This window comes from Marinobacter subterrani, from assembly GCF_001045555.1.
GTDB classification, from domain to species: domain Bacteria; phylum Pseudomonadota; class Gammaproteobacteria; order Pseudomonadales; family Oleiphilaceae; genus Marinobacter; species Marinobacter subterrani.
In genome coordinates, this window is record NZ_LFBU01000001.1 from 669,197 (window position 1) to 695,390 (window position 26,194).

General features: G+C 58.6%; 27 protein-coding genes. 14 read left to right on the top strand and 13 right to left on the bottom strand.

Annotation, left to right across the window (positions count from 1 at the left end):
- Window positions 1-1,713 (top strand): thiol reductant ABC exporter subunit CydD, encoded by a 1,713-nt coding sequence (gene cydD / locus msub_RS03110; RefSeq protein WP_048494653.1) that lies wholly within the window; start codon window positions 1-3, stop codon window positions 1,711-1,713.
- Window positions 1,706-3,322, top strand: a complete 1,617-nt coding sequence (gene cydC, locus msub_RS03115; protein ID WP_048494654.1) for a thiol reductant ABC exporter subunit CydC — start codon at window positions 1,706-1,708, stop codon at window positions 3,320-3,322. Before cydD ends, cydC begins: the two co-directional genes overlap by 8 nt.
- On the opposite strand, the gene msub_RS03120 is transcribed toward cydC, so the two are convergent.
- Both msub_RS03120 and msub_RS03125 read right to left on the bottom strand, forming a co-directional pair.
- Window positions 3,319-4,560, bottom strand: coding sequence for a saccharopine dehydrogenase family protein (locus tag msub_RS03120; protein ID WP_048494655.1), 1,242 nt, complete (start codon window positions 4,558-4,560; stop codon window positions 3,319-3,321). The genes cydC and msub_RS03120 overlap by 4 nt on opposite strands.
- Before the next feature lie 36 nt (window positions 4,561-4,596).
- The gene (locus msub_RS03125; protein WP_048494656.1) at window positions 4,597-5,010 is read right to left on the bottom strand and encodes a hypothetical protein; all 414 of its coding nucleotides are present in this window, start codon (window positions 5,008-5,010) and stop codon (window positions 4,597-4,599) included.
- A gap of 207 nt (window positions 5,011-5,217) precedes the next feature.
- Here msub_RS03125 and msub_RS03130 point away from each other — a divergent pair, with 207 nt between their 5' ends.
- Together msub_RS03130 and msub_RS03135 are read left to right on the top strand one after the other, a co-directional pair.
- Window positions 5,218-5,547 carry a hypothetical protein gene (locus msub_RS03130; protein WP_048494657.1) on the top strand — a complete coding sequence of 110 codons (330 nt, stop codon included), beginning with the start codon at window positions 5,218-5,220 and terminating at the stop codon, window positions 5,545-5,547.
- Window positions 5,548-5,559: 12 nt separating this feature from the next.
- Window positions 5,560-6,036 (top strand): hypothetical protein, encoded by a 477-nt coding sequence (locus msub_RS03135; protein WP_082146396.1) that lies wholly within the window; start codon window positions 5,560-5,562, stop codon window positions 6,034-6,036.
- 10 nt (window positions 6,037-6,046) lie between these two features.
- On the opposite strand, the gene msub_RS03140 is transcribed toward msub_RS03135, so the two are convergent.
- The 3 genes from msub_RS03140 to msub_RS03150 all read right to left on the bottom strand — a co-directional run bounded on the left by msub_RS03140 (window position 6,047) and on the right by msub_RS03150 (window position 8,687).
- On the bottom strand, window positions 6,047-6,886 hold the full coding sequence (locus tag msub_RS03140; protein WP_048496956.1) for a putative RNA methyltransferase: 840 nt from the start codon (window positions 6,884-6,886) through the stop codon (window positions 6,047-6,049).
- A 109-nt stretch (window positions 6,887-6,995) separates the two neighbouring features.
- Complete coding sequence (locus msub_RS03145) at window positions 6,996-7,937, bottom strand: electron transfer flavoprotein subunit alpha/FixB family protein (RefSeq protein ID WP_048494659.1); 942 nt, start codon at window positions 7,935-7,937, stop codon at window positions 6,996-6,998.
- The gene (locus msub_RS03150) at window positions 7,938-8,687 is read right to left on the bottom strand and encodes an electron transfer flavoprotein subunit beta/FixA family protein (RefSeq protein ID WP_048494660.1); all 750 of its coding nucleotides are present in this window, start codon (window positions 8,685-8,687) and stop codon (window positions 7,938-7,940) included.
- A gap of 420 nt (window positions 8,688-9,107) precedes the next feature.
- Between msub_RS03150 and msub_RS03155 the strand changes: the two genes are divergently transcribed.
- A complete protein-coding gene (locus msub_RS03155) occupies window positions 9,108-10,760 on the top strand; it encodes an electron transfer flavoprotein-ubiquinone oxidoreductase (RefSeq protein WP_048494661.1) in 1,653 nt (550 codons plus the stop codon).
- A 240-nt stretch (window positions 10,761-11,000) separates the two neighbouring features.
- Here the strand turns inward: msub_RS03155 and msub_RS03160 are convergent, their stop codons facing one another.
- From msub_RS03160 to msub_RS03190, 7 genes are all read right to left on the bottom strand, one after another.
- Complete coding sequence (locus tag msub_RS03160) at window positions 11,001-11,462, bottom strand: FKBP-type peptidyl-prolyl cis-trans isomerase (RefSeq protein ID WP_048494662.1); 462 nt, start codon at window positions 11,460-11,462, stop codon at window positions 11,001-11,003.
- Window positions 11,463-11,661: 199 nt separating this feature from the next.
- Window positions 11,662-12,228 carry a DUF1285 domain-containing protein gene (locus msub_RS03165; protein WP_048494663.1) on the bottom strand — a complete coding sequence of 189 codons (567 nt, stop codon included), beginning with the start codon at window positions 12,226-12,228 and terminating at the stop codon, window positions 11,662-11,664.
- Window positions 12,229-12,252: 24 nt separating this feature from the next.
- Window positions 12,253-13,149, bottom strand: coding sequence for a radical SAM protein (locus msub_RS03170; protein WP_048494664.1), 897 nt, complete (start codon window positions 13,147-13,149; stop codon window positions 12,253-12,255).
- Between the two features lie 46 nt (window positions 13,150-13,195).
- Window positions 13,196-13,645, bottom strand: a complete 450-nt coding sequence (sixA, locus tag msub_RS03175) for a phosphohistidine phosphatase SixA (protein ID WP_048494665.1) — start codon at window positions 13,643-13,645, stop codon at window positions 13,196-13,198.
- Between the two features lie 24 nt (window positions 13,646-13,669).
- A complete protein-coding gene (locus tag msub_RS03180; protein WP_048494666.1) occupies window positions 13,670-14,737 on the bottom strand; it encodes an NAD(P)H-dependent glycerol-3-phosphate dehydrogenase in 1,068 nt (355 codons plus the stop codon).
- Between the two features lie 65 nt (window positions 14,738-14,802).
- Complete coding sequence (locus tag msub_RS03185; RefSeq protein WP_048494667.1) at window positions 14,803-15,294, bottom strand: STAS domain-containing protein; 492 nt, start codon at window positions 15,292-15,294, stop codon at window positions 14,803-14,805.
- A gap of 14 nt (window positions 15,295-15,308) precedes the next feature.
- Window positions 15,309-16,517 (bottom strand): PP2C family protein-serine/threonine phosphatase, encoded by a 1,209-nt coding sequence (locus msub_RS03190; protein WP_048494668.1) that lies wholly within the window; start codon window positions 16,515-16,517, stop codon window positions 15,309-15,311.
- Between the two features lie 114 nt (window positions 16,518-16,631).
- Here msub_RS03190 and msub_RS03195 point away from each other — a divergent pair, with 114 nt between their 5' ends.
- Window positions 16,632-18,116 (top strand): HD domain-containing protein, encoded by a 1,485-nt coding sequence (locus tag msub_RS03195; protein ID WP_048494669.1) that lies wholly within the window; start codon window positions 16,632-16,634, stop codon window positions 18,114-18,116.
- Here the strand turns inward: msub_RS03195 and msub_RS03200 are convergent.
- Window positions 18,106-19,137, bottom strand: a complete 1,032-nt coding sequence (locus tag msub_RS03200) for an NAD(P)/FAD-dependent oxidoreductase (protein WP_048494670.1) — start codon at window positions 19,135-19,137, stop codon at window positions 18,106-18,108. The two genes, msub_RS03195 and msub_RS03200, sit on opposite strands and share 11 nt — an antisense overlap.
- Before the next feature lie 116 nt (window positions 19,138-19,253).
- On the opposite strand from msub_RS03200, the gene msub_RS03205 reads away from it, so the two are divergent.
- From msub_RS03205 to msub_RS03240, 8 genes are read left to right on the top strand one after another with little or no spacing between them, the layout of a single operon-like run.
- Window positions 19,254-20,210 carry an acyl-CoA desaturase gene (locus tag msub_RS03205; RefSeq protein WP_048496957.1) on the top strand — a complete coding sequence of 319 codons (957 nt, stop codon included), beginning with the start codon at window positions 19,254-19,256 and terminating at the stop codon, window positions 20,208-20,210.
- On the top strand, window positions 20,207-20,674 hold the full coding sequence (locus msub_RS03210; protein ID WP_048494671.1) for a nuclear transport factor 2 family protein: 468 nt from the start codon (window positions 20,207-20,209) through the stop codon (window positions 20,672-20,674). The genes msub_RS03205 and msub_RS03210 overlap by 4 nt, the downstream gene beginning before the upstream one ends.
- Complete coding sequence (locus tag msub_RS03215; protein WP_048494672.1) at window positions 20,671-21,471, top strand: SDR family NAD(P)-dependent oxidoreductase; 801 nt, start codon at window positions 20,671-20,673, stop codon at window positions 21,469-21,471. The genes msub_RS03210 and msub_RS03215 overlap by 4 nt, the downstream gene beginning before the upstream one ends.
- The gene (locus msub_RS03220) at window positions 21,468-22,733 is read left to right on the top strand and encodes an NAD(P)/FAD-dependent oxidoreductase (protein WP_048494673.1); all 1,266 of its coding nucleotides are present in this window, start codon (window positions 21,468-21,470) and stop codon (window positions 22,731-22,733) included. The genes msub_RS03215 and msub_RS03220 overlap by 4 nt, the downstream gene beginning before the upstream one ends.
- Before the next feature lie 2 nt (window positions 22,734-22,735).
- Window positions 22,736-23,620 (top strand): DUF1365 domain-containing protein, encoded by an 885-nt coding sequence (locus msub_RS03225; protein ID WP_048494674.1) that lies wholly within the window; start codon window positions 22,736-22,738, stop codon window positions 23,618-23,620.
- The gene (locus msub_RS03230; protein ID WP_048494675.1) at window positions 23,608-24,876 is read left to right on the top strand and encodes an SAM-dependent methyltransferase; all 1,269 of its coding nucleotides are present in this window, start codon (window positions 23,608-23,610) and stop codon (window positions 24,874-24,876) included. Before msub_RS03225 ends, msub_RS03230 begins: the two co-directional genes overlap by 13 nt.
- The gene (locus msub_RS03235; RefSeq protein WP_048494676.1) at window positions 24,873-25,397 is read left to right on the top strand and encodes a DUF2878 domain-containing protein; all 525 of its coding nucleotides are present in this window, start codon (window positions 24,873-24,875) and stop codon (window positions 25,395-25,397) included. The genes msub_RS03230 and msub_RS03235 overlap by 4 nt, the downstream gene beginning before the upstream one ends.
- Window positions 25,394-26,134: a hypothetical protein gene (locus msub_RS03240; RefSeq protein ID WP_048494677.1), complete on the top strand. Its 741-nt coding sequence runs from the start codon at window positions 25,394-25,396 to the stop codon at window positions 26,132-26,134. The genes msub_RS03235 and msub_RS03240 overlap by 4 nt, the downstream gene beginning before the upstream one ends.
- Window positions 26,135-26,194: the final 60 nt, after the last annotated feature.

Below are 26,194 nucleotides of genomic sequence, written 5' to 3' on the forward strand. Positions count from 1 at the left end.
GTGGCTGAGCCCCCGGCAGAGGGTGGCGGAGATTCACGCTCCGCCACCCGTCAGAAGGCTGTCAGGCAGTGGCTTTCGGAACTGGCCCGTGGTAACCGCCTCTGGATTCAGGGCACGGTGGCCGCCGGCATCGTTGCCGGAATTGCCACCATTATCCAGATGGTTTTTCTCGCCCGGATCATCCATCTGGGAATCATTGACGAGGTTCCCATTGCGGAGCTGACGTCCCTGTTTCTCGGACTGATCCTGGCTATCGTTTTCCGTGCTATTGGCCAGGGTTTCCAGACCCGGCTTGCGGCCCGTTGCAGTGAACAGGTTCGCCGGCATGCCCGGCGCCAACTCAATAAACACTGGCGGGCCACCGGGCCCGTGGCGTTGGGCCAGTCCTCAGCCGGCACCCTCGCCCGGGAATGGATTGACCACGTGGAAGCGCTGCACGGTTACTTCGCCCGTTTCCTGCCGCAAATGGCCCTGTCGGTGATCGTGCCGCTGCTGATACTGGTACTGGTCTTCTGGCTGGATTGGTTGGCAGGGATTTTTCTGTTGCTCTCTGCGCCTCTTATTCCGCTGTTCATGGCCCTGGTGGGGATGGGCGCGGAAAAGCTCAACCAGCAGCACTTTGAAATCATCAGCCGGCTCTCCGGGCAATTCCTCGACAAGGTTCGCGGGCTAACAACCCTGCAGTTGTTCGGCCAGACTGCCGGGGCCACCGAGCTTATCCGCCTGCGGTCGGACTCTTACCGGCGCATCACCATGAAAACCCTTCGGGTGGCGTTCCTGTCGTCGGCGGTTCTGGAATTTTTTGCCTCGGTCGCCATTGCGGTGCTGGCCATCTATATCGGGTTCGGCCTGCTGGGTTACATCAGCTACGGCCCCGCCGATCAGTTGACCCTGTTTTCCGGGTTACTGATCCTGCTGCTGGCGCCAGAGTTCTTTCAGCCCCTGCGGACTCTGTCCCAGCATTACCACGACCGCGCCGCAGCAATGGGGGCCGGTGCGGAGATTCTTGCACGCCTGAGTTCACCCGTGCAAAGCCATCGCACTTCCACCTCGGCTCCTGGGGCGATCGGGAGCGACGTGATCGAGCTGAGTTCGGTATCAAAGGCGTTCCGTTCCGATCAGCAGGTTCTGCGGGATCTTTCGCTGGTCATTGGCAAGGGCGAGGTCATCGCGCTCACCGGCCCTTCCGGGGGTGGAAAATCCACCCTGCTGCATCTGCTGGCCGGGTTCCTCGCCCCGGATAACGGAACCATTCAGGTGTTCGGCCAGGTGCCCGGCAGTTTCCGGTTCGGCTGGCTGGGACAGAAAGGCTTTCTGGTACAGGGCACCTGGGCCGATAATCTTCGCCTGACCACGCCGGATGCTTCGGATATTGCCATTGAAACGGCTCTGCGAAATGTCGGCCTCGGGCCACTTCTGGACAGCCGGAAAGAAGGCATCCACAGCGCGGTGTCCGAAGAGGGCCAGGGGCTTTCGGGCGGGCAGGCGCGGCGGCTGAGCCTGGCCCGCACTTTCCTGGCGGATTACGATCTGATTCTGCTGGACGAGCCCACAGCCGGGCTGGATATCGACAGTGAGGTGTTTGTTCTCGAAGCCCTGCACAAACTGGCGGTGGCCGGGAAAACCCTGATCTTCTCCACCCATCACCACGCCCTGCTGACCCTGGCGAACCGGGTTCTTCTGGTGTCCGGCGGGGAGGTGCGCGATGCGTGAACTGAAACCCTGGCTGGCCCTGGTCTTCAGGCGCCCCGGCAGACTGGCTGTCGGTGGCCTTCTGATTCTGGCAACGCTGCTGGCCGGTATCGCCCTGCTCGCGGTGTCGGGCTGGTTTATTACCAAAACGGCGCTGGTGGGGCTGCTGCTTGCCGCCAGCGTGGCCGCCACTATCAACCTGTACGTTCCCGGAGGTGCTATCCGTTTCTTTGCGGTATCCCGGACTCTGTTCCGGTATCTGGAGCGGGTTTACAACCACGACACGGTGCTGCGTTTACTCACTGACATCCGCGTGGCGCTGTTCCAGAGGCTGGCCCTGGCAAGCCGAAGCCGCCGGAGCGAGCTGACGGGAGCCCAGTGGCTTTCAAGACTGACCAACGATGTCGATGCGCTGGACACCCTCTACCTTCGACTGATTGCGCCCACAGCCCTTGCCGCCCTGGTTACCGTGCTGGTCGTGGTGCTGGCCGCCATACTGTTTGATGGGCCGACCGCTCTGTTGACCGGCCTGGTTCTTCTGTTGGCGCTGGTTATTGCCACGCTCGGCACCTATCTGAGAACCCGCCAACTGGCTGCCCGGCAGAGCGATCGCCAGGAAGCCTTACGAACGGCTGTCATCGAACACATTGAAGGCTTTTCGGAACTGACCGCCGCGGGCCGGACCGGTAAACACGCCGCCTGGTTAATGCGCCAGGCCCATCAGGTGACCTCGGAACAGGCCCGGACGGATACCCGCACAGGCTGGCACCTTGCCGGATCCAATCTGCTGGTTAATCTGGCAGCGGTGTTCACGCTCTGGGCGGGGTTTGATCTGTTCCAGGCAGGCGCTGTGTCCGGGCCGGTGCTGGTGCTACTGCCTATTGCCCTGCTCGGGCTTGCGGAGGCCTATGCGATGCTGCCGGATGCCTTCGGCAAACTGGGCGCTACCGCTGCTTCGGCGGCGCGCCTGAACCGGGACTGCCGGGCCGATGAACCGGCCGCTGTTGCAGGCGCTCTGGACCTGCCTGCCGATACCGCCCTCCTGGCGGAGAATCTCACGGTAAAACATCCCGGTTATGCACCATTATTCACGCACTTCGAACTTACCGTTCAGGCCGGCGAACGAGTCGGTATCCTTGGCCATTCTGGCAGCGGCAAGTCATCCCTGGCGGATACCTTTGCCGGGCTGCTCTTGCCCACGCAAGGCCATCTGAGATGCCAGGACCAGGTGTACCTGACCCAGAAAACCGTACTGTTCGAGGATACCCTGCGGGCAAATCTGTTACTCGGCTCCCCGAATGCCAGTGATACCGACCTGTGGCGGGTGCTTGAGATGGTTGAGCTGGCAGAGCGTTTCGCCCCGGAACCGGATCAGCTTGATACCTGGCTGGGAAGCGCAGGCAGCCGGCTTTCTGGTGGCGAGGCCCGGCGGGTGGTGCTGGCGAGGGTGCTGTTGAACCCTGCGCCGCTGGTGATTCTGGACGAGCCGTTTACCGGCCTGGATGCCGAAACCCGGGCCCGGATTTCAAAACGGATGGATCAACTTCTGGCAGGGAAAGCGGTGATCAGCCTGGCCCACGGGGCCGATGCCCTTCCGGGCACCGACCGCGTGATTCACCTGAGCCACTAGCGGGTTTCAACCACCTCAAAGGACAGACCGGCCTTGCCAGTCAAGCGCTCCATCAGCTTGCCATCGAGCAGCGACGCCGGTGTCCAGAAGCCTCCGGGCTGGTCCGCCGGAACATCAAGGGCCAGACACATGCCCGCCTCGCCCAACATCTTGCCGGTGGAACCGTACCCCGGATCCCGGTCACCGGTCACCTTGGTGATGATGGTCTTGCCATCTTCCGTGCGGCCGACAAACCGCAGGTCGTAGAACCCGGATTTCTGGGCGTCGGGGCCGGGGCCTTCGCCCGGTTGAGGCACGAACTTTTCCACCAGCCAGCGGGTCGGCTTGATCGCGGAGGCAGTAAAGAACGCTGCCAGGCCGCCTGTGATCGCGTAAGCCGCGAGGCGGCCCTTGGTGCCGCGCCCCGTCATCATCGCTTCGTCGTAGGTAAACTCCTTGCCGTACCGGGCATTTTGCAGGGCATTAGACCGATGAACCACCCGGGTGTTGATCGCCCCCATGACAAACGGTGCCAGCCAGGTCTTGAAGGTTTTGTCATACTCTGCACCCTTGAGGCTTGGCTGACGGGTGTTGGAGCGGTGCTCCGGCGGGCAGATGGAGAAGGGGTTTGCCAGCTCCTTGCGAAGCTTCGGGTCCGCCGCTGCTTCCTTCGCCACGTTCATCATTGAGGCAACCGTACCGCCGGAAAACTCCCCTTTGGCAACTTTCACCCGCATCCGAACATCCCGGCATGGCGCGCCGAAGATCTTTTCGGCCTCGTTCTGCAGGAACCAGACGCCCATATCCGACGGGATGGAATCAAAACCGCAACAATGCACAATGCGGGCGCCGGATGACCGGGCGTCATCTTCGTAGCGTTCCACCATTTTCCGGATCCACTGCACTTCGCCAGTGAGGTCACAGTAGTCTGTTCCGGTTCGCACACAGGCTGCCACCAACGGCTCGCCGTATAGCGCGTAGGGGCCGACGGTGGAAATAATCACACGGGTCTGTTCGCACATGGCCTGAAGGGCCTTCGCATCCGCGGCATCCGCCAGAATCAGTGGCAGATCTTTCGCGGTATCGCCCAGGCTGGACTTCAGAGTGTTCAGTTTGCTCTCCGAGCGCCCGGCAATCGCCCATTTCACCGACTGCCCCACCCCGTAGGTGTCGAACAGGTAACGGGTGAGAATCTGGCCGACAAAGCTGGTGGCACCAAACACCACAAGATCGAAGGTTGTTTCTGTTGCTTTGCTCATTGCTCTTCCTTAAACAGAGAAAATAGGGAATTCCTGTCAGTGAGTCGTTATCGCCCGGGCGCCCAGCAGGCGCATGAAAACCGCCACACCAAGGCCCCAGAAACCATTCAGAATCAGCCCGCCAACCCAGGTCTGGGCGGATGCATCAAGTCCCTTAAGGGGGAAGACCACCAGCATGGCGACGATGGTCGGGCCCACAGCCCCCACAATGACATCACCAAGCCAGAACTTCATCCCGGCCAGACGTCCGAGAATCAGCCACAGCACCATGCCCCACAAGCCACCGAAAAAGGCCAGGGAAACCACGGCCGGAACACCCAGTGGCGGCACCGGCGAAAGATTGAACGGCGCCATGGGCACCACGCCCCCGAGCCAGAAGAGCGCGAACAGCCCCTGATGAAAAACCAGAGTTGCAAGAAACCCGCTTGCGAAGGCTTTGAACCAGATCATGAATAATCCTCTTCTGACATGAGAAACCGGTTTTAACTCATTGATTCTTAGTCGTACAGTCCGCAAACACAACCAATACTAGCAGGTTTGCGGGCCCGTTCTACTTTCCCGAAAACGCTGGCAAATCTGTCGTCACGGCCAATCGTTTGTCACACTTTATCGGGCACACTGCACGATGTTGCGCGGAACGAATCCCGGAGGTTCGAATTGATCACCTTTCTCACGGTACTGAGCGTTTTGCTTGTCCTGTTCAGCGGTTTTGTTTCCTGGCAGGTTCTGGAACAGCGTAAAGTGATCGCACAAATGATGGAGAACGACGATATCGGCGATTCCCGGCAGGATCCCGAGCTGGTTATTACGCTGCGGGTGCTGGATCCGATTGCCCTGGCAAAACGCGAATCCCGCTCTGCCCGTGTGCTGGCGGACAAGCTCCCGGTGATGGTTCGCAAAATGGTTTACCAGGAAGTGATGAAGGAGCTCGAACAGGAACTCACCGAGCGCGAGATTGATGTGGAAATGCAGATTGAGTACCGATAGGAGCGCATTGCCGTGATCACCCTGTTTTTCGTGTCAGGCCTCCTTTTGCTGGCCTTCTGCACACTCGGTTACAGTTATTGGCAGTTGTTGCTCTGCCGGCGGGAAACCCGAATCCTCAATTCGCACCGCATTGTCGCCAGCAGTGCTATTCAGAAAAGCAGAATGGACCTGCTTGAAGTCCGGAATCGCGCCAGACTGCTTGAGGATTCCGTCTCAAACGGTGCCAGCGCGGTTGAGAAACTGCACAAGGCGATCTCCAACACCACCTTCGGCCTGATCGATCTGTTCTCGAAGGACGACGAGTTCCGGCGATCCGCACGCAAGGCACGGGAAACCCATGATGAGGCCAGCCAGCAGATTTATCGAACGGTGCGCACCACCAACAAGGCGCTGCATATCCTCGCGGACACCCTGATTATCGGCAAAGCGGAGAAGCGCCTCGCTTCCCGAAAACGAGGCGCCAGGCCAGGCAGCAACGATCGTCAGTGAGCTTATGCTGTTACACCTTCTCGAAACGTTGCAGTGTTGCGTTCACGGTCACAGCCAGGGATTCAAGGGCTGCAGCCTTTTCGAGACCTTCCGCGCTGGCCCGGTAAAAATGCGGTGTCATCGCCAGCAGGTCAGCAATCCGGTTGCCATCAGGCAGGAACAGGTCGAAACGAATCTCCTGTGAGCCGACCGACCGAAAGCCATCAGGAACCGCCGCGGCGGCCTCATTCGCCGGCTTCAGTTCAGGATAGATAATTTCGCGAAGTTCCCGAAGGTGGTCCGCACCGGCGTCCACCTGCAGCACCTGCCCTCCGGGCCTCAACACCCGGAGAAATTCGCCGTACACCGGAAAGCCGAACAGGCAAAGCACCAGATCCAGCGACTCCGGCAATACCGGCAGGTTTGCGTTGCTGCCAACCACCCACCGGCTGTGTCTGTTCTGCCTGGACGCCGCGAGAATGGCCCATTTGGAGATATCCACACCAATCATGGCGAGGCTCCTGTCGCCAGCCATGCCTGCCAGGTGCCGGAGGTAATAGCCCTCACCGCAACCGGCGTCCAGTACCGAGGCAGTCCGGCCCCCGGGCAGCGCCTGCATCGACAGATTGCTCACGGCGTCGGCAATTTTCCCGTAGAACCCGGCATTGAGAAACCGCTGGCGGGCCGCCACCATCTCTTTGCTGTCACCGGGGTCCCGGGATCGCTTCTTCTGAACCGGCAGCAGATGCACATAGCCTTGCCGGGCGACATCAAAACTGTGCCCATTTTCGCAACGCCAGGCGTTATCGATGGGGGCCAGAGGGCCACCGTCCAGCGGACAGGCCAGGGCATCAAACGGCATGGTGGTCATGGTTGGTTTATCCGGTTCTGCGGTCAGGGCTTTGTAGCATGGCAGGTAATTCAGTCCGGCCCAACGAAAAAGGCACCCGTGGGTGCCTTTTTTCAAGCCAGACAGAAAGTTACAGAACTTTCTTTAGCTCTTCTTCCAATTGCGGAACCGCTTCAAACAGGTCCGCAACCAGGCCGTAGTCGGCCACCTGGAAGATCGGCGCCTCTTCGTCCTTGTTGATCGCCACGATCACCTTGGAGTCAGACATACCCGCCAGGTGCTGGATAGCACCAGAGATACCGACCGCCACGTACAGCTGCGGGGCAACGATCTTACCGGTCTGACCAACCTGCATGTCGTTCGGCACGAAGCCGGCGTCGACAGCGGCACGGGATGCACCAACGGCAGCACCCAGCAGATCAGCAATCTGCTCCAGCATCTTGAAGTTGTCGCCGTTCTGCATGCCACGTCCACCGGAGATAACAATTCCGGCGGAGGCCAGATCCGGACGATCGGACTGTGCGAGTTCTTCCTTCACGAACGAAGACAGGCCGGCGTCCTTGACCACATCCAGCTGCTCAACAGAGGCAGAACCACCTTCTGCGGCCACGGGATCAAACGCGGTCGGACGAACGGTGATCACCTTGATGCTGTCGCTGGACTTCACAGTCGCGATGGCATTACCCGCATAGATCGGACGAACAAAGGTGTCTTCGGACTCGACGCGCATGATGTCAGACACCTGGGCAACGTCCAGCAGCGCAGCAACGCGCGGCATGAAGTCTTTGCCGGTGGTGCCGGCAGCAGCCAGGATGTGGCTGTAGCCCTTGCCCACTTCGGCAACCAGCTCACCCAGGTTCTCACCCAGGAAGTGACCATAAGCAGCGTTGTCGGCAACCAGTACCTTGTTAACGCCCTCGGCCTTGGCAGCCGCTTCAGCAACGGCCCCGCAGTTTTCACCGGCAACCAGTACGTCGATGTCACCGCCGATGGCCTTGGCAGCCGCTACAACATTCAGGGTAGCCTGTTTCAGGCTGCTGTTGTCATGTTCAGCAATTACAAGGATGCTCATTTAGATCACCTTCGCTTCATTCTTCAGTTTATCGACCAGCTCGGCAACGTCGGCCACTTTCACACCCGCCTGACGGGAAGCTGGTGCTTCAACCTTCAGAGTGGCAAGGCGCGGAGCGATGTCGACACCCAGATCGGCCGGGCTCATGGAGTCCAGCGGCTTCTTCTTGGCCTTCATGATGTTCGGCAGAGACGCGTAACGCGGCTCGTTAAGGCGCAGGTCGGTGGTAACAACCGCCGGCAGGCTCAGTGACAGGGTCATCAGACCACCGTCTACTTCGCGGGTTACATTGACCTTGTCGCCTTCAACAACCACTTCGGAAGCGAAGGTGCCCTGACCCATGCCGGTCAGTGCGGCCAGCATCTGGCCAGTCTGGTTGTTATCGGAATCGATGGACTGTTTGCCAAGGATGACCAGCTTGGGCTCTTCCTTCTCGACAACAGCCTTCAGCAGCTTGGCCGCTTCGAGAGACTGAACCTCCTCGTCGGTTTCGACGTGGATACCACGGTCCGCACCCAGCGCCAGCGCAGTACGGATCTGCTCCTGGCAGGCTTTCGGGCCAATGGATACCACCACGATTTCACTGGCAACACCCTTCTCCTTCAGGCGAACGGCTTCTTCAACCGCGATTTCGCAGAACGGGTTCATTGCCATCTTGACGTTGGCGAGATCAACACCGGTGTTGTCCGGCTTGACGCGCACCTTTACGTTGTAGTCGATTACTCGTTTTACAGCGACCAGAACCTTCATAGATTCCTCGTTCTTCTACGATGGGTTTATGACTTGCAGTCCTCACGCGGAGCCTGCCGAAACTCAGTGCGCACTAATGATGGAGGCAACAGTCAGCAGAATCAATAGCCTCAAACGCCGCGTCAGGACTGACCTTTCAGCCAATTCCCCGGTATTGACCGGGAATGACAATGAGACGATACTAGATTTCGACTCAAAACACACGATGTTTCAGTGTGCCTCTACAATGCCAAAGGAAAGACCAAATTTCAAACAAACGTTTGTTTGATTCTTCAAATACGGTATCCTTTTCGCAAGGTGAGTCGGTTTGATCGGCGGGCGACAGTCGTCTATACGCAGTTTTACCGGTATGATGGCGGCCCGGAAAACCTTCGCCTGCGGGCAACATAATATCCATTAAAGAAGTTTGAGGAGACCAACGTGGAACGCGAATCGATGGAATTTGATGTTCTGATCGTCGGCGGCGGCCCGGCGGGCCTGTCGGCAGCGTGCCGTGTCATGCAGTTGGCACAGGAAGCTGGCGAAGAACTCACCGTATGCGTGGTAGAAAAGGGATCCGAGATCGGTGCTCACATCCTGGCCGGCACGGTATTCGAGCCCACTGCCCTCAACGAGCTCTTCCCGGACTGGAAAGAGAAAGGCGCTCCGCTCAACACGCCCGTTACCCGTGACGACATTTTTCTGCTGAAGAACCAGGAAAACGCCACCAGGATTCCCAATGCGTTTGTGCCCAAGAACATGCACAATCATGGCAACTACATTATCAGCCTGGGCAACCTGTGCCGCTGGCTGGCCGAACAGGCCGAAGAGCTGGGCGTTGAAGTCTATCCCGGATTCGCAGCCGCCGAGACCATTGTTGAAGACGGTCAGGTAAAAGGCATTATTACCGGCGATATGGGCGTTGCCCGTGACGGTTCCGAAAAAGACGGCTACATGCCGGGCATGGAGCTGCGAGCCAAGTACACTCTATTTACCGAGGGCTGCCGTGGACACCTGGGCAAACGCCTGATTAACGACTTCAAACTTGATGAAGGCAAGGATCCCCAGCACTACGGTATCGGTATCAAGGAGCTGTGGGACATCGATCCGGCCAAACACGAGCCAGGACTGGTGGTTCATACCACTGGCTGGCCGCTGACCGAGAGCAGCTCTACCGGTGGTTCCTTCCTCTACCATCTGGAAAACGGCCAGGTGTACGTGGGCCTGATTGCGGATCTGTCCTACAGCAACCCGCACCTGAGCCCGTTTGACGAATTCCAGCGCCTTAAGCTGCATCCGGAAATCAAAAAACACCTGGAAGGCGGCAAGCGAGTGTCCTACGGTGCCCGCGCCATTGCCAAAGGCGGCTATAACGCTCTGCCGAAGATGAGCTTCCCGGGCGGCCTGCTGCTGGGCTGTGATGCCGGCACCCTGAACAGCTCCAAGATCAAGGGCTCCCACACCGCCATGAAGTCCGGCCTGTTGGGAGCCGAAGCGGTCTTCGAAGCATTGAAAGAAGGTAAGAACGGAGAGGAAATCACCAGCTTCCAGAAGAAGTTCGAAGACAGCTGGCTGTTCAAGGAGCTCTACGCCGAGCGCAACTTCGGCCCGGCCATGCACAAGTTCGGCAACGTGGTTGGCGGTGCCATCGCCTTCTTCGAGCAGAACATCCTGCGTGGCAGCCTGCCGTTCACCTTCCACGACACCACTCCGGATTACGCCACCCTGAAGCCGGCCTCCGAGTGCAAGAAGATCGATTACCCGAAGCCGGATAACCAGCTGACGTTCGACAAGCTTTCCTCGGTGTTTATTTCCAATACCAACCACGAGGAAGACCAGCCGGTTCATCTGAAGCTGACCGATCCGGAGATTCCCATCAAGGAGAACCTGCCGAAGTACAACGAGCCTGCGCAGCGCTATTGCCCTGCCGGCGTTTACGAGGTGGTGGATGCCGACGATGGTAGCGGTAAACGCTTCCAGATCAATGCCCAGAACTGTGTTCACTGCAAGACCTGCGACATCAAGGATCCGGCCCAGAACATTACCTGGGTAACGCCGGAAGGCGGCGGTGGCCCGAACTATCCGAACATGTAAGTTCGAATTCCGGTGACAGAAACGGCCCAACGCGGGCCGTTTTTTTGGGTTACCGAATTGCGGATTTTGTTGGGGCTGTCGGATTACGGCTTCGCCTAATCCGACCTACTGGGTTGGCGTGGGCGTTTGAGGTGCACCTTTGTAGGTCGGATTAGGCGCAGCCGTAATCCGACAATTTTTCGAAGGCCCCAAAAAAAACGGCTCCCTCGGGAGCCGTTTTTGATCGCGCTTCAGAACAGCTTAGTGAGCGTGACCGTGCTCCTGCTCTTCGTCAGTCGCCTCGCGGGCCTCTACCACTTCTACGTCGAAGTGCAGAGTCTGTCCGGCGAGCGGGTGGTTGGCATCGATGGTAACGGTCTCGTCGCCAACTTCAACCACGCGAACAACCTGAGGGCCGCCCGGAGTCTGCGCCTGGAACTGCATGCCCGGCTCGATGGTATCGACACCTTCAAATGCAGAGAGCGGGACCGGCTGAACCAGCTCTTCGTTAACTTCGCCGTAGCCTTCAGCGGGCTCTACAGATACTTTGACCTGGTCGCCTGCATTCTTTTCGTTCAGTGCGCTTTCCAGTCCACCGATAATGTTCTGTGCACCTTCCAGATAAGACAGAGGCTCACGACCTTCTACACGGGAGGAGTCAAGCTGCTCTCCCTGATCGTTGGTGAGCGTGTAATGGATGGTGACAACACGAGGTTGGGCCATGTGATCTCCTTGCGTGTCGCAATGACTGTTTAATTGATTTAGGCAATCGAAAGTGATCGTGAACAGCCAGACTGCACAGAGGGACTAACGACCACCGGGCCTCGTTAGAGAGCCAGGCTCATAACAAGTATGAAAACACAGTTTAACAAGTGACATAGTGCGTTTTCTACCGTCAATTCTGGGGGCATGGCATGGGTTTTCAACCGCTCCGGCCGATTTTGTAGAAAATTCCGTGACTAAACACCCCCAGCACGGGATGGCCGCCTTGGTTCCGCTCCACCACATGTTCCGCCAGGTCGTAATAGGCGGCGGTCACCAGCCGGGCTTCAACGCCGTGCCGTACCTTCACAATCGGACGAGGCTCATCTGAGCCCGGGTAGGTTCCCACTTCCAACGGGTGGTCCTGGCCAATCTCCAGAGATTCACCGACGTTGGTGGTCACCGACACCACCTGGCGGTCGCCCTCCCCCGTTACCCGCAGGGAATGGGCCAGCAGGGGGGCATCTTCCACCTGGATGCGCCACTTTTCCACCGGTGTTAACAGGTAGTACTCGCCGTCTTCCTCACGGCGTAGGATGGTCGAAAATAATCGCACGATGGCTTCACGGGCCAGGGGGTCGCCCTTGAAGATCCAGTGCCCGTCACGGCTGATCCGAAGATCCATGTCACCGGACAGTTCAGGGTGCCACTGATCCAGGGGTGGAGGACCGGGGTTCTTCACAGTTTTCTCGACCTGTTTTGCAAGATTTTCCGGATTCATGCTCATTACGGTGGCTCCCGGTCCGGTGAATTACAACCCGCGCATCCATTCCGCTCGCAGCGGGGCCGCGCCAGGGTTGGTGATCGCCAGATTTACCTGGTCCAGCATTTTCTGTTTGTCGCGCCCCAAGGTGCCCTTGAGTACCAGGTAGTTGGAGGCGTGGTCGCTGCGGAAGACGGTTTTGTCCAGTTCCAGATGCTCCAGGAACAGGCGGATTTCCTCGAAGAGCCCCTGCTGGGAAAGCGGGACAAAGTCATCACCAAACCCTTCCCGGAAACGTTCCTCACCCTGAGGAAAGCTTACGACCAGTGTCGACAGAAAATCCGGCTGGGTTTCGTTGCACAACGTGGCGGTATTAATGGCATGTTGGCGGGACAGAGCCTCGCCACCCAGCCCGTTGAGAACCATCACCGAACTGGTCAGCCCCGCTTCCCGGATTGTAAGCAGCGCCGAGCGAGTAGATTCCCAGGTCTCGCCTTTGTTAACCCGGCGCAGGACTTCGTCATCGCCGGATTCCATGCCGATATAGAGAATCTCCAGACCCGCTTCTTTCAGCTCCGCCAACTCGCCCACGCTTTTTTTCGCCAGGTTGCGGGGCAGGCAGTAACTGGAGACTCGCTGTAAGTCCGGGAAGGCCTCGCGCAACTGGCCCAGAATCTCCAGAAGGCGGCGCGTTGGCAGAACCATGGCGTCGCCATCCGCCAGAAAGACCCGACGTACGCTACCCAGGCTTCGGGCGGCCTTCTGAATATCATTCAGCACATCATCTGGTTTGCGGGCCCGGAATTTCTTCTGGGGCTGCGTGTACATCTCACAAAAGGTGCATTTGTTCCAGGAGCAGCCATTAGTCACGGGAAGGATCAGTGATTTGGCTTCACTGGGGGGCCGGAACACCGGCTCAACGTAGTCAATCGGAAAGCTGTACATAGTCTGGCTCGATTCGTCTGAATGCAGTTAGCAGATACTCCGAGTATCAGGGCAGAAACTGTGCTTTCAGGTCCGCGCAGCCAGGGCCGACTACGGGCATGTCCAGCATCACTGCCTGGGAAGTCATGAACGGGATGCCCCGGCGGTGGGCATCCACCAGCAGGGTTGCGAGGCTGCCCACCAGAGGCATGTGGGACACAATCAGCAGCGGCGATTCGTGCTGCTCAATCAGGGCGTCGAGGCATTCTCCGGGGTCATCGTCCGGCGTTATGAACATTTTCTCTTCGACCGGGCAATTCAGAATTTCAGAGACAATCGCCGCGGTTTGCCGGGCCCGCACATAGGGGCTGCTCCAGATCAGTTTCGGGCGCCAGGGCGATTCCGCAATCCGCGCAGCCACTTCCGCGACACCCGAACGGCCGGATTCGGTTAATTCCCGCTCCTGATCCAGGGTATGCCACCCGGCCTCCCCGTGGCGCATGATCAGCAATTGCAAGGGCAACCTCCGCTTTGTGGCCGGCTACTGAGTAATCGTGCGCGGCAGAATAAACTCCACATCGGAATTCTGTACCGACATCATCAGGCTGTTGATAACGGCCTTGATGGAGGCGTTGCCATACAGAATCTCGTAGAGGCCACGAACCAGCGGCATATAAATGCCAATGGCTTCGGCCTTTTCCTTGACCAGTTTGAGGGTATAGATACCTTCAGCGACCTGCCCCAGTTCCGCCACTGCATCGTCCAGGTTCTGGCCCTGCCCCACAGCATAGCCCACCCGGAAATTCCGGCTCTTGGAGGAGGTACAGGTTACAATCAGATCCCCAACGCCTGCCAGCCCCATAAAGGTCATCGGATTGGCGCCGAGACTCACCGCGAACCGGCTCATCTCCGCCAGGCCACGGGTGATCAGCATGGCCTTGGCGTTTTCGCCCATTTCCAGGGCGGAAGCCAGCCCCGCGACAATGGCATAGATGTTCTTGAGGGCACCGGCCAGTTCGACGCCGTATATGTCGACGTTGGCATAAACGCGGAAATACTCGCAGCCCAGCAGATCCTGCACGGCCCGACGCACATCCGGGTCCTTGGCGGCAATAACGGTGGCAGTCAGATCACGATTCACAATTTCGGCCGCGAGATTGGGCCCGCTCAGAACCCCGATACGGCAACGCGAAATTTCCTCCTGGAGAATTTCGCTCATCAGTTTGAAACCGTGTTCTTCAATACCCTTGGTCAAGCTGACAACAATCTGTTCATCGCGGAATTTGTCGGCATTTTCCCTGATAACCGCACGGAAAGCCTTGCTGGGTATGGCAACAAACACAATCTCGGCCTTGCTCACAGCATCGGCAAGATCATTGGTGGGCTGAATATCGCCGGTCAGCTCGATGCCCGGCATATAGCGGCTGTTGATTCGGGTGGTGCGGATTTCCTCAGCCTGGGCGTCGCTGCGCATCCAGAAGTGAACGCGATGGCCGTTCTCGCCAAGCACTTTGGCCATGGCAGTGCCAAAACTGCCGCCACCCAGAACCGTTACGTCATGCACTGGCCCTGCTACCCCGTTCTCCTGAGGCGTGTTTTTTTCAGACATAGCTCTTCCGTTTTTTTGATGTCAGACGGGAAACCGGTATCTCGAGACGAAGCAAACGAGTGGCGTCAACCGGGCTCTTCACACTCCAGAGCGCGCACCAGATTCCTGAATTCTTCCCTGTTTCGACTGTTCAGGCCCATCAGCACCTTGTGGGCATCGAGCACCTTGTCCCGAACCTGCTGTTCACTGGCCCTGAGAACAGGAATTTCTTCAAGTTCTTCAATACGGGAGGCGGGCTCACGGACAATGATAAAGATCTTGTCGAACCCCATGGATGTAATGATGCGGGTAATATCAGGATTGGTGGAAATCAGTGTGGGCAGGAAATGGCTCTGTTTCTGGGCCGCCATGGCAATCTTCGCCAGCAGGCCAAGAGTGGTGCTGTCGATGATCTCGGTTTCGGTGAGGTCAATGACCACGGTCTTGAACTCGGGATCCTGGGTGATGGTCTCAACCAGATTGTCCAGCGTCGAACACAGGTTCAGCCGGATTTCACCAATAAACTTCAGGACATAAATGCCCTGTTTTTCAGCTTGCAGGATCTTGTAACCAGCCATGCTTCACACTGCCACTATTTCGACGAGGTGTTGTCTGATTCGTCCATGGTATCAGTAACCGACACTATAGCGATATCATCCGGCAACTCTGTAATCTCCTCGAGACCAAGAGCATCGCTAAGAGCTGCGATAGTGTGACGACCTCCTGAAACGAGTTCAAGTAGTGTCCTCTCCTTTTCATCAAGACTTTTTTCCCGGATAACCTCAAGTATGCCGTCCGAAAACAGGGTCAGGTGAAAGGGCTTGTCCAACGGCACCTCGTAAACCTCCCATTCGGGCGCCTCAAATAGGCCCACCGGCAGCCCGCTACCCTCCAGGAAGGCGGTCTCACCACCTTCGAAGGACAGAATGGGCATCGGGAAATGCGCCCCCACGGCATACCGCAAACTGCGGTCACTCACCGAGATAATGCCAACAAATACCGTGACGTGTTTGCCTAGGCCGGTATCCAGCAACTCCGAGTTAATCCGCTGGAGGAAGCGTTCAGGGAACAGGATGTCGTCACTGGAGCCCCGGCGAAGGTTGCGCTGAAGCCGGTTGGTGAGGTTTTTCAGCAACACGGTCACGAAGGCCGAACTGGCGCCATGGCCGGATACATCGGCGATGTAGACCAGAACCTTGTCGTCGGAGATGCGGAAGTAGTCAAGAAAATCACCGCTGAGGTACAACGATGGCTTGATCAGGTGGTCGATATGCAGGCCGCTCATCACCTGCTCCCGTTCCGGCAACATCCGCAACTGAACCTTGCGTCCGGCGCGCTGGTCGGCACGCAGCTCGGCAATACCGTCGCGCAGATCCCGGTTGGCCTCTTCCAGTTCGTGGCGGTAGAGCTGGTTCAGCCGGTTGACCCGAACCCGGTCAAACAGCTTGCCGATGACATCATCCAGCGCGCCCTTATCGTCATTACAGGGCTTGAGGACAAAGTCCGCAGCACCGGCCCGCAACATACTGACCACATCCGCGCTGGATTCGCTGGTCGAACAGGCAACAATCGGCGTAAAGGTTTCAGCCTCTTCCAGCCTGCCGGCCAGATCCCGGATCGCTTCCGGGGACAGGTCTGCAAAGATGACATCCGGGATGTTATCGTCAAACAGTGCCCTGGCGGAGGCGAGATCCGGGTAGCCCGTGACGTAAAAACCCCTCGCTTCCAGATAGCGGGCGAGATCGGTTCGGGCTTTCACATCGGCATCAATAATCAGTATGCGCTCGGTGCGCGAAGTCATGGCAAATGCCCTAAACTACCAGCGATAAACGATAAATTGGGTTAATAAAGCCTATTCTGGCACGCCCCTGTGATATAACAAGGCCAGTTTTGTGAAATTGGGAGATTCCTGCTGATGAGACGTGCCGTTAATGACCTTCTTGGGGCCTATGACAAGCTGATCATGGATCCGGTTCACGGCGGCATTCCACTCTACCGGCACGAGATCCAGGTTATCGACCACCCGCTGTTCCAGCGGCTGCGCAACATCTGCCAGAACGACATCCTGAGCCTGGTCTTCCCCGGCGCCACGCACTCGCGCTTCCTGCACAGCATTGGCGTGATGCATGTGGGTACCCGCATGTTCCGTTCGATGATCGACGCCTACCTCCGGGAACGCCAGTTGAGCGAACAGACTGACCTGAGCCTGAGCCAGTTGGACGCCATCGACTACCTCGCGAAAACCATCCGGCTTGGCTGCCTGCTGCATGACAGCGGCCATTCCAGTTTTTCGCACCAGTTTACCCAGGCCCGGCGCATCCGGGAGCTCATGTCGCATCCCGGGCGGTTCCGGGATCTCTGGCGCGGAGTCGACTACACGCTCTATCACCCGGTTGAACCCGACGAACTGGAGCACGAGCATTACTCGGTACGTGTCGCCCACGATGTTCTCTCTGCGGTAGACCTTGAGGGTGCCGGCCTTCATGCCGCAGACGTAATCGGCATCATGGAAACCACCGAGGTGAAGCCAAGCGAAACCTTCTGCCGCCACGCCCGGACCTTCTGGGCCTTCATTGCCGGTGAGGATGCCGCGGCCGGTTCCCCGCTGAGCGACAATATTCCAGGGCTGGTGATGGACCTGCTGTCATCCATCGTGTCCGGCGAGATCGATGCCGACCGGGCCGACTACATGCTGCGGGACGGCTTCCATTCCTCAGTGACCATTGGCGGCTTCAACCTGGACCACCTGCTGAGCAACCTGCGTTTTGGCTGGGATGTCGCCGAACCCTGGCTCGGGCTGGCCATTACCCAGAAGGGCCTGGGTGCACTGGAAGACTTCGTCTACAGCCGCCACCAGATGTACCGCAAGGTGTATGCCCATAAGACCGCCCTTGGTTTTGACTGGCTGCTGCGCGAGGCAATCAATGAGGTGCTGGACGACCCGGATAACTTCGAGTGGGTGGACACCTGCCTGAGCGACATGTCCTATTTCGCGGAACTGACCGACAACTTTTTCTGGGAAGCCTTCCGGAAAGTGGCGAGAAAGCACCCCAAAAGCTTTTCATTCTGCATTGTAAACCGGGTCAAGCTGAACCACCTGGATACCCGGGAAGACCTGTCCGCCAAGGGTATCGGCAGGCACAGTGCGTGGCTGGCCCAGGAACTGCAACTGAACCCGACCCAGGTCGTCACCTGCTCGATGCGGGCCCGGTTCTCCAACATCCAGGATAACTTCAACGGCATCAAGGTCCTGGTTCGGGAGCCTATTCACAGATCCCGGTCGCTGAAGAAGATCACCGATGTCAGCGCCTTCTTCAGCAAGTTCAGTGACGGGACGATCACCCACTTCTACACCCGCCCGGACGTGACCACCGGCAATCTTTCCCCAATCACCGAGTAGCCGGCGGCAACGCCATCAATTCGGTAACCAGACCACAAGCGCTGTCGAAGGCGCCTTCAACCCGCCCGCCACTGAGCCAGTCGCCGGCAAGCCCGATATTGTGGCCGGGAAACCAGAGATGGCCCGGCTGCTCGCCGCCCTCGGATTTTGCATAGAGCCAGCGATGGGTGACAACCTCATCTGGCCCGGCAGCAAAACCGGTTACCTCACGGAAGGCTTCCAACAAGTCCTGGGCAACCTCCTTCGCCGGGCTCTCAATGTGCTGCTCCGTCCAGGCCGGGCTGGCGTGAATCACCCACCACTGGCCGTGATCGTCACGGCCAGGCTTGCTGGAATTGTTGGCCACCCAGAACAGCGCCGGATGCTGGCAACGCATGCCCTCGTGATGTGGCCACGGCGAAACCGGGAAATGCGCCGCCACCGCCCAGCATGGCAATACCCGTTTTACCGGATCATCAAGGAAGGCAGCCAGGTCGCGCAGGCCGCTGGCTACAAGCAGATCCCGTGCCTGGGCCGGTGGTGCGGTGATGATCGCCTGGTCAAATTCACCGAGATGCTTGCCGTCGGTGTCAAAGACCGACCACAACTGGTCTTTTCGGGCCAGCTTCCCTACCCGGGTTTCGGCAACCACACGGACATGGGCCGACAGGCCCCGGGTAATCGCCGTCATCCGGGGCGCGCCAACGTAACGGGCCTCTTCGGGAAACGGCTGCCACTCGCCGTCCGGGGTCTGGAAGCCAAACCGGCCGTGCCAGGGGGCAAAGCTCTGCTCACCGGCGAATTTCCGAAGGAACGGCAGGAACCCGGGGTTTCGTGAGGTGAAGTACTGGGCGCCGATATCGGCGGAACCACCGGGAACGCGCTTTGCAGCGAGGCGCCCCCCGGGGCCGCGGCTTTTCTCGAATACCGTCACGTCGTGGCCTCGAGTCTTCAGTTGAAGGGCTGCTGTCAGGCCTGCCAGGCCTGAACCAACAACTGCGACCCGACGTATAACAGGTGAAACAAAGGATTGATTAAACATGGTTTATGGCGCATCCAATTCCGGTGGTCAGATCGTACAACCGAACAGCTATCAAGGTCAGTGGTTTTGCTGACTGCACGTTCACGGTTTCATTTTTGGTAAAGGGCAAGCAGGGTATGACCCGAGTGCAACACTGGTTTACAAATATACTGCGATGGTTTGACTCCGAGGCCGGCTCGGACAGCGTTGACACATCGTCACGATCGTTCAATTTTATACGCGTCCTTCCATTTATCGCCCTTCACCTGGCTTGTTTACTGGCTTTCTATACGGGCGTCAGCGCTTTCGCACTGGGGTTTGCGATCGCCTTCTTTGTGGTACGCATGTTCGCCATTACCGGATTCTACCACCGCTATTTTGCCCACAAGACCTTCAAAACCAGTCGCCCGGCCCAGTTCCTGTTTGCCATTCTTGGCGCCAGCGCTGCCCAACGCGGGCCCTTGTGGTGGGCGGCCCATCATCGCCACCACCATCAGCATTCCGATCAGGAGCAGGACCTGCACTCACCGCATCAGGGCGGTTTCTGGTGGTCGCATATGGGCTGGTTTACCTGCGATGCCGGGTTTGTCACCGAAGAACGCCGAATCCGGGATTGGCTGAAGTTTCCCGAACTCAGGCTGATTAACCGGTTTGACTCACTGGTGCCGGCGGCGGCCGCCCTTGGTATCTATGCTCTCGGCGAGGCCCTGGCCGCCTGGGCGCCTGGTCTCGGAACCAACGGGCTGCAACTGTTGGTCTGGGGATTCTTTGTTTCCACGGTTGTGCTGTTCCACGCGACCGTTTCCATCAACTCGCTGTCACACGTCTGGGGCAAGCGCCGGTTCAACACCACCGATGACAGCCGGAACAACTTCTGGCTGGCGCTGATCACGCTGGGCGAAGGCTGGCACAATAATCACCACCGTTGGCCACAGTCGGTGCGCCAGGGCTTTCGCTGGTATGAGATAGACATCACCTGGTACGGCTTGTGGCTGATGTCAAAGCTCGGAATCATCTGGGATCTGAACCCGATTCCGCAGCACATTCAGGACGAAACTCGCGAACTCGACAGAGCGAGGAGGAACAGGCAATGACAACGGCCTCAAAAATCGAAGTCGGTAGGCGCAACCCGGCGGTGCCGGCAACACTCGAGAATTTTCGGGCGCTGTTCAATGAACTCGACAAGGGCAACCTGAACAAGCTCTCCCGGGTGTACAGCGAAAACATCCGGTTCCAGGATCCTCTGGGCACGGTTCACGGGCTGGATGAACTCACCCGCTACTTCGCCGGCGCCTACGCCAACGTTATTGCCTGCCGTTTCGAGTTTGGTGACGCGGTGGTTCAAGGTGGCGTTGCAGCGCTTCCCTGGGTGATGCACCTGCGCCACAAGCGTATCCGCAAGGGCCGGGAGGTGCAGGTTCAGGGCATGAGCCACATTGAGATTCGCGATGGCATGGTGTGCTACCACCGTGACTATTTTGACGCCGGCGAGATGCTCTATGAGAACCTGCCGGTGGTTGGTGGTCTCATTCGCTGGATAAAGGATCAGGCAGGATGAGTGACCGACTCCAGGAAACCTCGAATATCTGGATCACCGGCGCCAGTTCCGGCATCGGCGAATCCGTAACCCGGGCACTGGCCCGCGGCGGGCATCGGCTGGTTATCACCGGCAGGCGAAAAGGGGCTCTGGATGAACTCGCTTCAGCCGCACCCGACCGGATTACCGCCGCTGCGGCGGATACCACCAGCAAGGAAGATCTTCAGGGAGTTGCCGGCATACTCGAAGATAACGGCGACCTGAACATGGTGATCCTCAACGCCGGCACCTGTGACTACCTCGACGTCGCCAACTACCGCAGTGATGTGATCGAAAAGAACATTCACACCAATGTGATTGGCACGGCACGCTGCCTGGATATTGCCCTGCCCGCCCTGCGCCGCACCCGGGCCAAAGGCAAACCGGCCACCATTGTGATTGTCAGTTCCTCGGCCTGGTGGTTCCCGTTCGGACGGGCCGAGGGTTACGGTGCCTCCAAGGCCGCTCTGAGCTATTTTGCGCACTCCCTCAGGGCGGACCTGGCGGCAGAGGGTATCGACGTGGTGGTGGTATCACCGGGTTTTGTCAAAACACCGCTGACCGACCGTAATGATTTCCCGATGCCATTTCTGGTTTCAGCCGAAGACGCCGCCGAGAGAATCGTCAGCGGCCTGGCCCGCGGCCACAATGACATCGCCTTTCCCAAGCGTTTCACCTGGATGCTGAAAGTGCTTGGCGCCCTTCCCCGGCCCCTGATAGACCGTATGTCGGCTGCCATGGCTCGAAAAAGTAACAGCGAACAGGAAAACAGTGGATGAGTGTTGAGCGTCAGCGAATTGCTGTCATCGGGGCCGGCGTTTCGGGCCTCACGGCTGCCTGGCTTCTGGCCGAGGAGCACAACGTAGAGATTTTTGAGGCGGGCGACTACGCCGGCGGCCACACCAACACCGAGCAGGTTGAGTCCGGTGGCCGGACCTGGCCGGTGAATACCGGGTTCATTGTATTCAATGACTGGACCTACCCGAATTTCATCCGCCTGATGGACCGGCTCGGAGTGGCCTCCGAGGTAAGCGACATGAGTTTCAGCGTCGACTGCAGCAGTACCGGCCTGCAGTACAACGGTACCAGCCTGAACACCCTGTTTGCCCAGCGTCGCAATGTGCTCAACCTGCCGTTTCTGAAAATGGTGCGGGAGATTCTGCGGTTCAACAAGGAGACCCGGGCAGAGCTCCAGGGCGGGGCCATCAGCAATAATGAAACCCTCGGCGAATACCTGAACCGCAATGGTTACTCCCGGTATTTCAGGAACTACTACATCGTGCCCATGGGCGCAGCCATCTGGTCGGCGCCCGAGATTATCCTGGAGCAGTTCCCGATCCGGTTCTTTCTGCAGTTTTTCAATAACCACGGCATGCTCTCGGTGGATGACCGCCCCACCTGGCGGGTAATCTCCGGCGGCTCCGCGACGTATGTAACCCGGATGATGGAACGCCTTGGCGATGTCACTCACCTGAACAGCCCGGTGGACAAGGTGGTAAGGGATGAAGCCGGTGTGACGGTATGCGTCAAAGGCCAGGAGCACCGCTTCGACCAGGTGATTTTTGCCTGCCACAGTGATCAGGCCCTGGCCATGCTCGGGGACCCGACCGACGGGGAACGGGATATTCTGGGGGCCATGGCGTATCAGACCAACGATGTGGTGCTGCATACCGATGCCTCGGTACTGCCGGACAACCGTCGGGCCTGGGCTGCCTGGAACTATTTCATCCCGACCCACAGCACCGAGCCGGTCTCCGTCACCTACAACATGAACATCCTGCAGAACTTTCACGATGCCCCCGAAACTTTCTGCGTGACACTGAACCGCAGCCGTGATGTCGCCCCGGACAAGGTGATCAAACGCTTTGAATACGCCCACCCGGTGTTCACCCTCGATGCCGTTGCGGCCCAGGAGCGCTACGACGAGATCGGCAACCGGAACCGGACCCACTATTGCGGCGCCTACTGGTTTAACGGCTTCCATGAGGACGGTGTACGCAGCGCGCTCCGGGTAACCCGGGCATTCGGCGTGGAGTTTTGACCGTGAACAGCCAGTGGCTGGAGGGTACGGTACGGCACAGGCGCAAGTACCCGGTACAACATGAGTTCAGTTACCGCACTGGCATGCTGGCACTGGATACCGACGAGTGGCACCAGATTACCGATATCAGCCCGCTGTTTTCTCTGGAAAGGTTCAACTGGCTGTCGCTGAAACGTAAGGACTACTTCCAGCCAGACTCAGGAGAGCTGTGCGGAGCTGTGCGGGATCATGTCGCCCGCGCCACCGGATGGCGCCCCGATGGTGAGGTTGAACTGATCACCCACCCCCGTTATTTCGGCCACGTGTTCAACCCGGTCAGTTTCTACTTCTGTTACCGTGCCGGCGACCGGCCCGGAGACGGCGCCGTGCCCAAGGTGATTGCAGCCCAGATCACCAACACCCCCTGGCATGACCGCCATGTCTATTGCCTGGAAACCGCCGGCGCCGCGCCGAACAAGGCTGGCTGGTGTACCGAGCGGTTCGGTTTCAGCAAGCGCTTTCATGTGTCGCCGTTCAATGGCATGAACCAGCATTATGACTGGACCTTCAGTTTCCGGGGCCCGGAGCTGAGAATCCACATGAATGTCCTGGAAGAAGGCCGCAAACATTTCGATGCCACCCTGGTAGTCCAGCGCACCCCTCTCACTCGTAAAGAGATCCACAGAAGCCTTCGCAAATTTCCGATTGAGGCGTTCAAGGTGGTGGCGGGCATCTACTGGCATGCCCTACGGCTGAAACTCAAGGGGGCGCCTTTCTACAGCCACCCGGACAAGCTCCCGGAAGACGATAGCGCCCATCGCCAGGGGCATGACGACAGCGGGCTGGACGTAACCAGTAACCAAACCAACGACAAGACTCGTGGAAGGGTAAGCTCATGGAGAACCTGAATACGTCGGTGGAAACCACCGGGTCCGGCAGTGCACCAATGCTCAGCCGGTTTGCGAGAACCCTGGTCATTCAGCAGCTCCGGTTACTGGCCGAAGGCCAGCTGACCGTTCGGGAAACCGGGTTCGAGGATCTCGTATTTGGCGACGGCAACACCGGTTACCCGCCTGCCGAACTGATTATCCATGACCACAGCACCTGGCGGGACTTGCTCACCGGTGGCAGTGTCGGCGCTGCCGAAGCTTTTGTCGCCGGCGACTGGTCCACCCCAGATCTGGTAGCACTGCTGCGCTTCTTTACTCGCAACGTCGACCGGATGAACGAATTCGAGGACCGCTTCAGCTGGGTCACCAAACCCACGCTGAAGGGCCTGCACTGGCTGAACCGGAACACCAAAGAGGGCTCCCGGAAAAATATCAGCGCGCACTATGATCTGGGCAATGCCCTGTTCGAGACCTTCCTCGACCCCACCATGATGTATTCCTCCGCCATCTACCCGAGCGCGGAATCGACGCTGGAAGAGGCGGCCGTGCACAAGCTGGACACCATCTGCCGGAAGCTGGATCTGCAGCCGGCGGACAAGGTAATAGAAATCGGCACCGGCTGGGGTGGTTTTGCCATTCATGCCGCCAAGCACTATGGCTGCCATGTGACCACCACTACTATTTCCAGGGAGCAACTGGAACTGGCACAGGAGCGTGTCCGGCAGGAGGGTCTTGAAGACCGGATCACCCTGCTGTTTGACGACTACCGGGACCTGGAAGGTCAATTCGATAAACTGGTCTCCATCGAGATGATCGAGGCGGTCGGTCCGCAATTCCTGGACAGCTATTTTTCCCGGATAAACGCGCTGCTCAAGCCCCAGGGCCTTGCCCTGGTGCAGGCCATCAATATGCCGGAACAGCGGTATCAACGGGCCCTGAAGAACGTAGACTTCATCCAGAGATTCATCTTCCCTGGCAGTTTCATACCCTCCTTCGGGGCCATCCTGGAGTCGGTTCGCAAAGAGAGCAACCTGGTGCTGACCCATGTCGAAGATACCGGCTTCCACTATGCCCGCACCCTGCATGACTGGTGTGAGCGATTCATGGCCCGGCGCGACCAGCTGGAAGCCATGGGGTATGACCAGGCGTTCCGCCGGCTATGGCACTTCTACTTTGCTTACTGCGAGGCGGGGTTCAGCGAGCGTGCCATTGGTGTGGCGCAACTGGTATTCGCCAAGCCGGGTAACAAGCGGGAGAGCATTCTGAGCGTATGATAGCCTCGGAGAATGCCCGTAACATTCTGAACTTCCTGCTTTTCCAGGCGGGATGGTTTGCCTGCGTGTTGTACCCGGGGCTGGCAGGCGCAGGCATTGTGCTTGTGTTCCTTGTGGTACATTTTGCGTTGGTAAGCCAGCACCGGGTGACAGAGCTCCAGTTTGTCGGCCTGGGGACCGTGGCGGGGTCTGTGCTGGATGGCATCTGGTTCCGGACCGGCATTCTGGATGACGGAACCGGCGGTGAAGTACTGCTCACGCCGCCATGGCTCGTTGCCATCTGGGCGATATTCATGACCACGCTCAGCCATTCGCTGAACTGGATCAGCAAGAAAACCTGGCTGCCCTTCGTTCTGGCCCCCCTCGCCGGGCCGTTTGCCTATTGGTCCGCCAGCCAGGTAGGCGCAGTCCAGTTGCCACAGTTGGTGCCATCACTGATTGCCCTGGGGCTCGGCTGGCTGATAATCTTTCCGCTGCTTCTGTTCGCGCGCAAATCCCTCTACCCGGAGCTGGCCCGATGAGAAACGCGACCGGGGTTATCTCAGTCGCCCTGCTTGTGGCATCGATGCCCTTGCTGGCCAAGGATTACAGCTTTACCGGAAAGGCCACGGGGCCTGACGGTAACCTGCTGTACCAGGAGCAACACACCATCAATGGCACCTGCCAGAATGGCTCTTTCCGCCCGCAGCAACATCGGGTGGATTATCTCAATCCGGGCGAAAGCGAGCCGTTCGCCTGGAAAGACCTCGACTACAACACGTCTGTCATACGCCCCCGGGTGCATTTCGTTCAGCCAGGTTTTGATGAGACCCTGACCATCCGCTATCCGCAACCAGGCACCCTGATCGTTAAGTGGGATACTCCGTCCGAGGGCTCCAGGCGCTTTGAAGTGGACTATCCCGACGGTACCGTGGTGGACTCCGGGTTCGACAATCTCGTGCGCAAGCACTGGCAAAGCGTGTTGGCCGGGGAGTCCATCAAGTTTCGATTTCTGGCCCCGACCCGAGGCGAACATTACGGATTTGTGCTCGAAAAGGCCAAGAGCGATAAGGTCAAGGCGGATCACGTACTGCAGATACGCCCAACCGGCATGATGGTCGGTTTTCTGGTTGACCCCATTGTGCTCGGTTACAACAACAGAGGCGCGCTCACGGATTACTACGGCCTCACCAACATCCGGAAAAACCAGGACAACAACTACACCGCCCATATCCGCTACACCATCGATACCTACCCGGATTGTGAACTGACTCCCTGAATCCGTCGCCGGTGCCAGGGCGGCACCCCGGGTTCAGTGTGGTAAACTCCGCCAGGAATC

Excerpts from the sequence above, each read along its gene's own strand:
- msub_RS03190 (WP_048494668.1), bottom strand. The coding sequence starts at position 16,517 with ATGACTTCGCGCACCGAGCGCATACTGATTATTGATGCCGATGTGAAA.
- msub_RS03185 (WP_048494667.1), bottom strand. The coding sequence starts at position 15,294 with ATGGCTGGTTACAAGATCCTGCAAGCTGAAAAACAGGGCATTTATGTC.
- msub_RS03150 (WP_048494660.1), bottom strand. The coding sequence starts at position 8,687 with ATGAAGGTTCTGGTCGCTGTAAAACGAGTAATCGACTACAACGTAAAG.
- msub_RS03230 (WP_048494675.1), top strand. The coding sequence starts at position 23,608 with ATGGAGAACCTGAATACGTCGGTGGAAACCACCGGGTCCGGCAGTGCA.
- msub_RS03160 (WP_048494662.1), bottom strand. The coding sequence starts at position 11,462 with ATGGCCCAACCTCGTGTTGTCACCATCCATTACACGCTCACCAACGAT.
- msub_RS03120 (WP_048494655.1), bottom strand. The coding sequence starts at position 4,560 with ATGAGCAAAGCAACAGAAACAACCTTCGATCTTGTGGTGTTTGGTGCC.
- msub_RS03240 (WP_048494677.1), top strand. The coding sequence starts at position 25,394 with ATGAGAAACGCGACCGGGGTTATCTCAGTCGCCCTGCTTGTGGCATCG.
- msub_RS03170 (WP_048494664.1), bottom strand. The coding sequence starts at position 13,149 with ATGTACAGCTTTCCGATTGACTACGTTGAGCCGGTGTTCCGGCCCCCC.
- msub_RS03140 (WP_048496956.1), bottom strand. The coding sequence starts at position 6,886 with ATGACCACCATGCCGTTTGATGCCCTGGCCTGTCCGCTGGACGGTGGC.
- msub_RS03165 (WP_048494663.1), bottom strand. The coding sequence starts at position 12,228 with ATGAGCATGAATCCGGAAAATCTTGCAAAACAGGTCGAGAAAACTGTG.
- msub_RS03220 (WP_048494673.1), top strand. The coding sequence starts at position 21,468 with ATGAGTGTTGAGCGTCAGCGAATTGCTGTCATCGGGGCCGGCGTTTCG.
- msub_RS03145 (WP_048494659.1), bottom strand. The coding sequence starts at position 7,937 with ATGAGCATCCTTGTAATTGCTGAACATGACAACAGCAGCCTGAAACAG.
- msub_RS03215 (WP_048494672.1), top strand. The coding sequence starts at position 20,671 with ATGAGTGACCGACTCCAGGAAACCTCGAATATCTGGATCACCGGCGCC.
- msub_RS03235 (WP_048494676.1), top strand. The coding sequence starts at position 24,873 with ATGATAGCCTCGGAGAATGCCCGTAACATTCTGAACTTCCTGCTTTTC.
- msub_RS03195 (WP_048494669.1), top strand. The coding sequence starts at position 16,632 with ATGAGACGTGCCGTTAATGACCTTCTTGGGGCCTATGACAAGCTGATC.
- cydC (WP_048494654.1), top strand. The coding sequence starts at position 1,706 with ATGCGTGAACTGAAACCCTGGCTGGCCCTGGTCTTCAGGCGCCCCGGC.
- msub_RS03205 (WP_048496957.1), top strand. The coding sequence starts at position 19,254 with ATGACCCGAGTGCAACACTGGTTTACAAATATACTGCGATGGTTTGAC.
- msub_RS03200 (WP_048494670.1), bottom strand. The coding sequence starts at position 19,137 with ATGTTTAATCAATCCTTTGTTTCACCTGTTATACGTCGGGTCGCAGTT.
- msub_RS03180 (WP_048494666.1), bottom strand. The coding sequence starts at position 14,737 with ATGTCTGAAAAAAACACGCCTCAGGAGAACGGGGTAGCAGGGCCAGTG.
- msub_RS03125 (WP_048494656.1), bottom strand. The coding sequence starts at position 5,010 with ATGATCTGGTTCAAAGCCTTCGCAAGCGGGTTTCTTGCAACTCTGGTT.
- msub_RS03210 (WP_048494671.1), top strand. The coding sequence starts at position 20,207 with ATGACAACGGCCTCAAAAATCGAAGTCGGTAGGCGCAACCCGGCGGTG.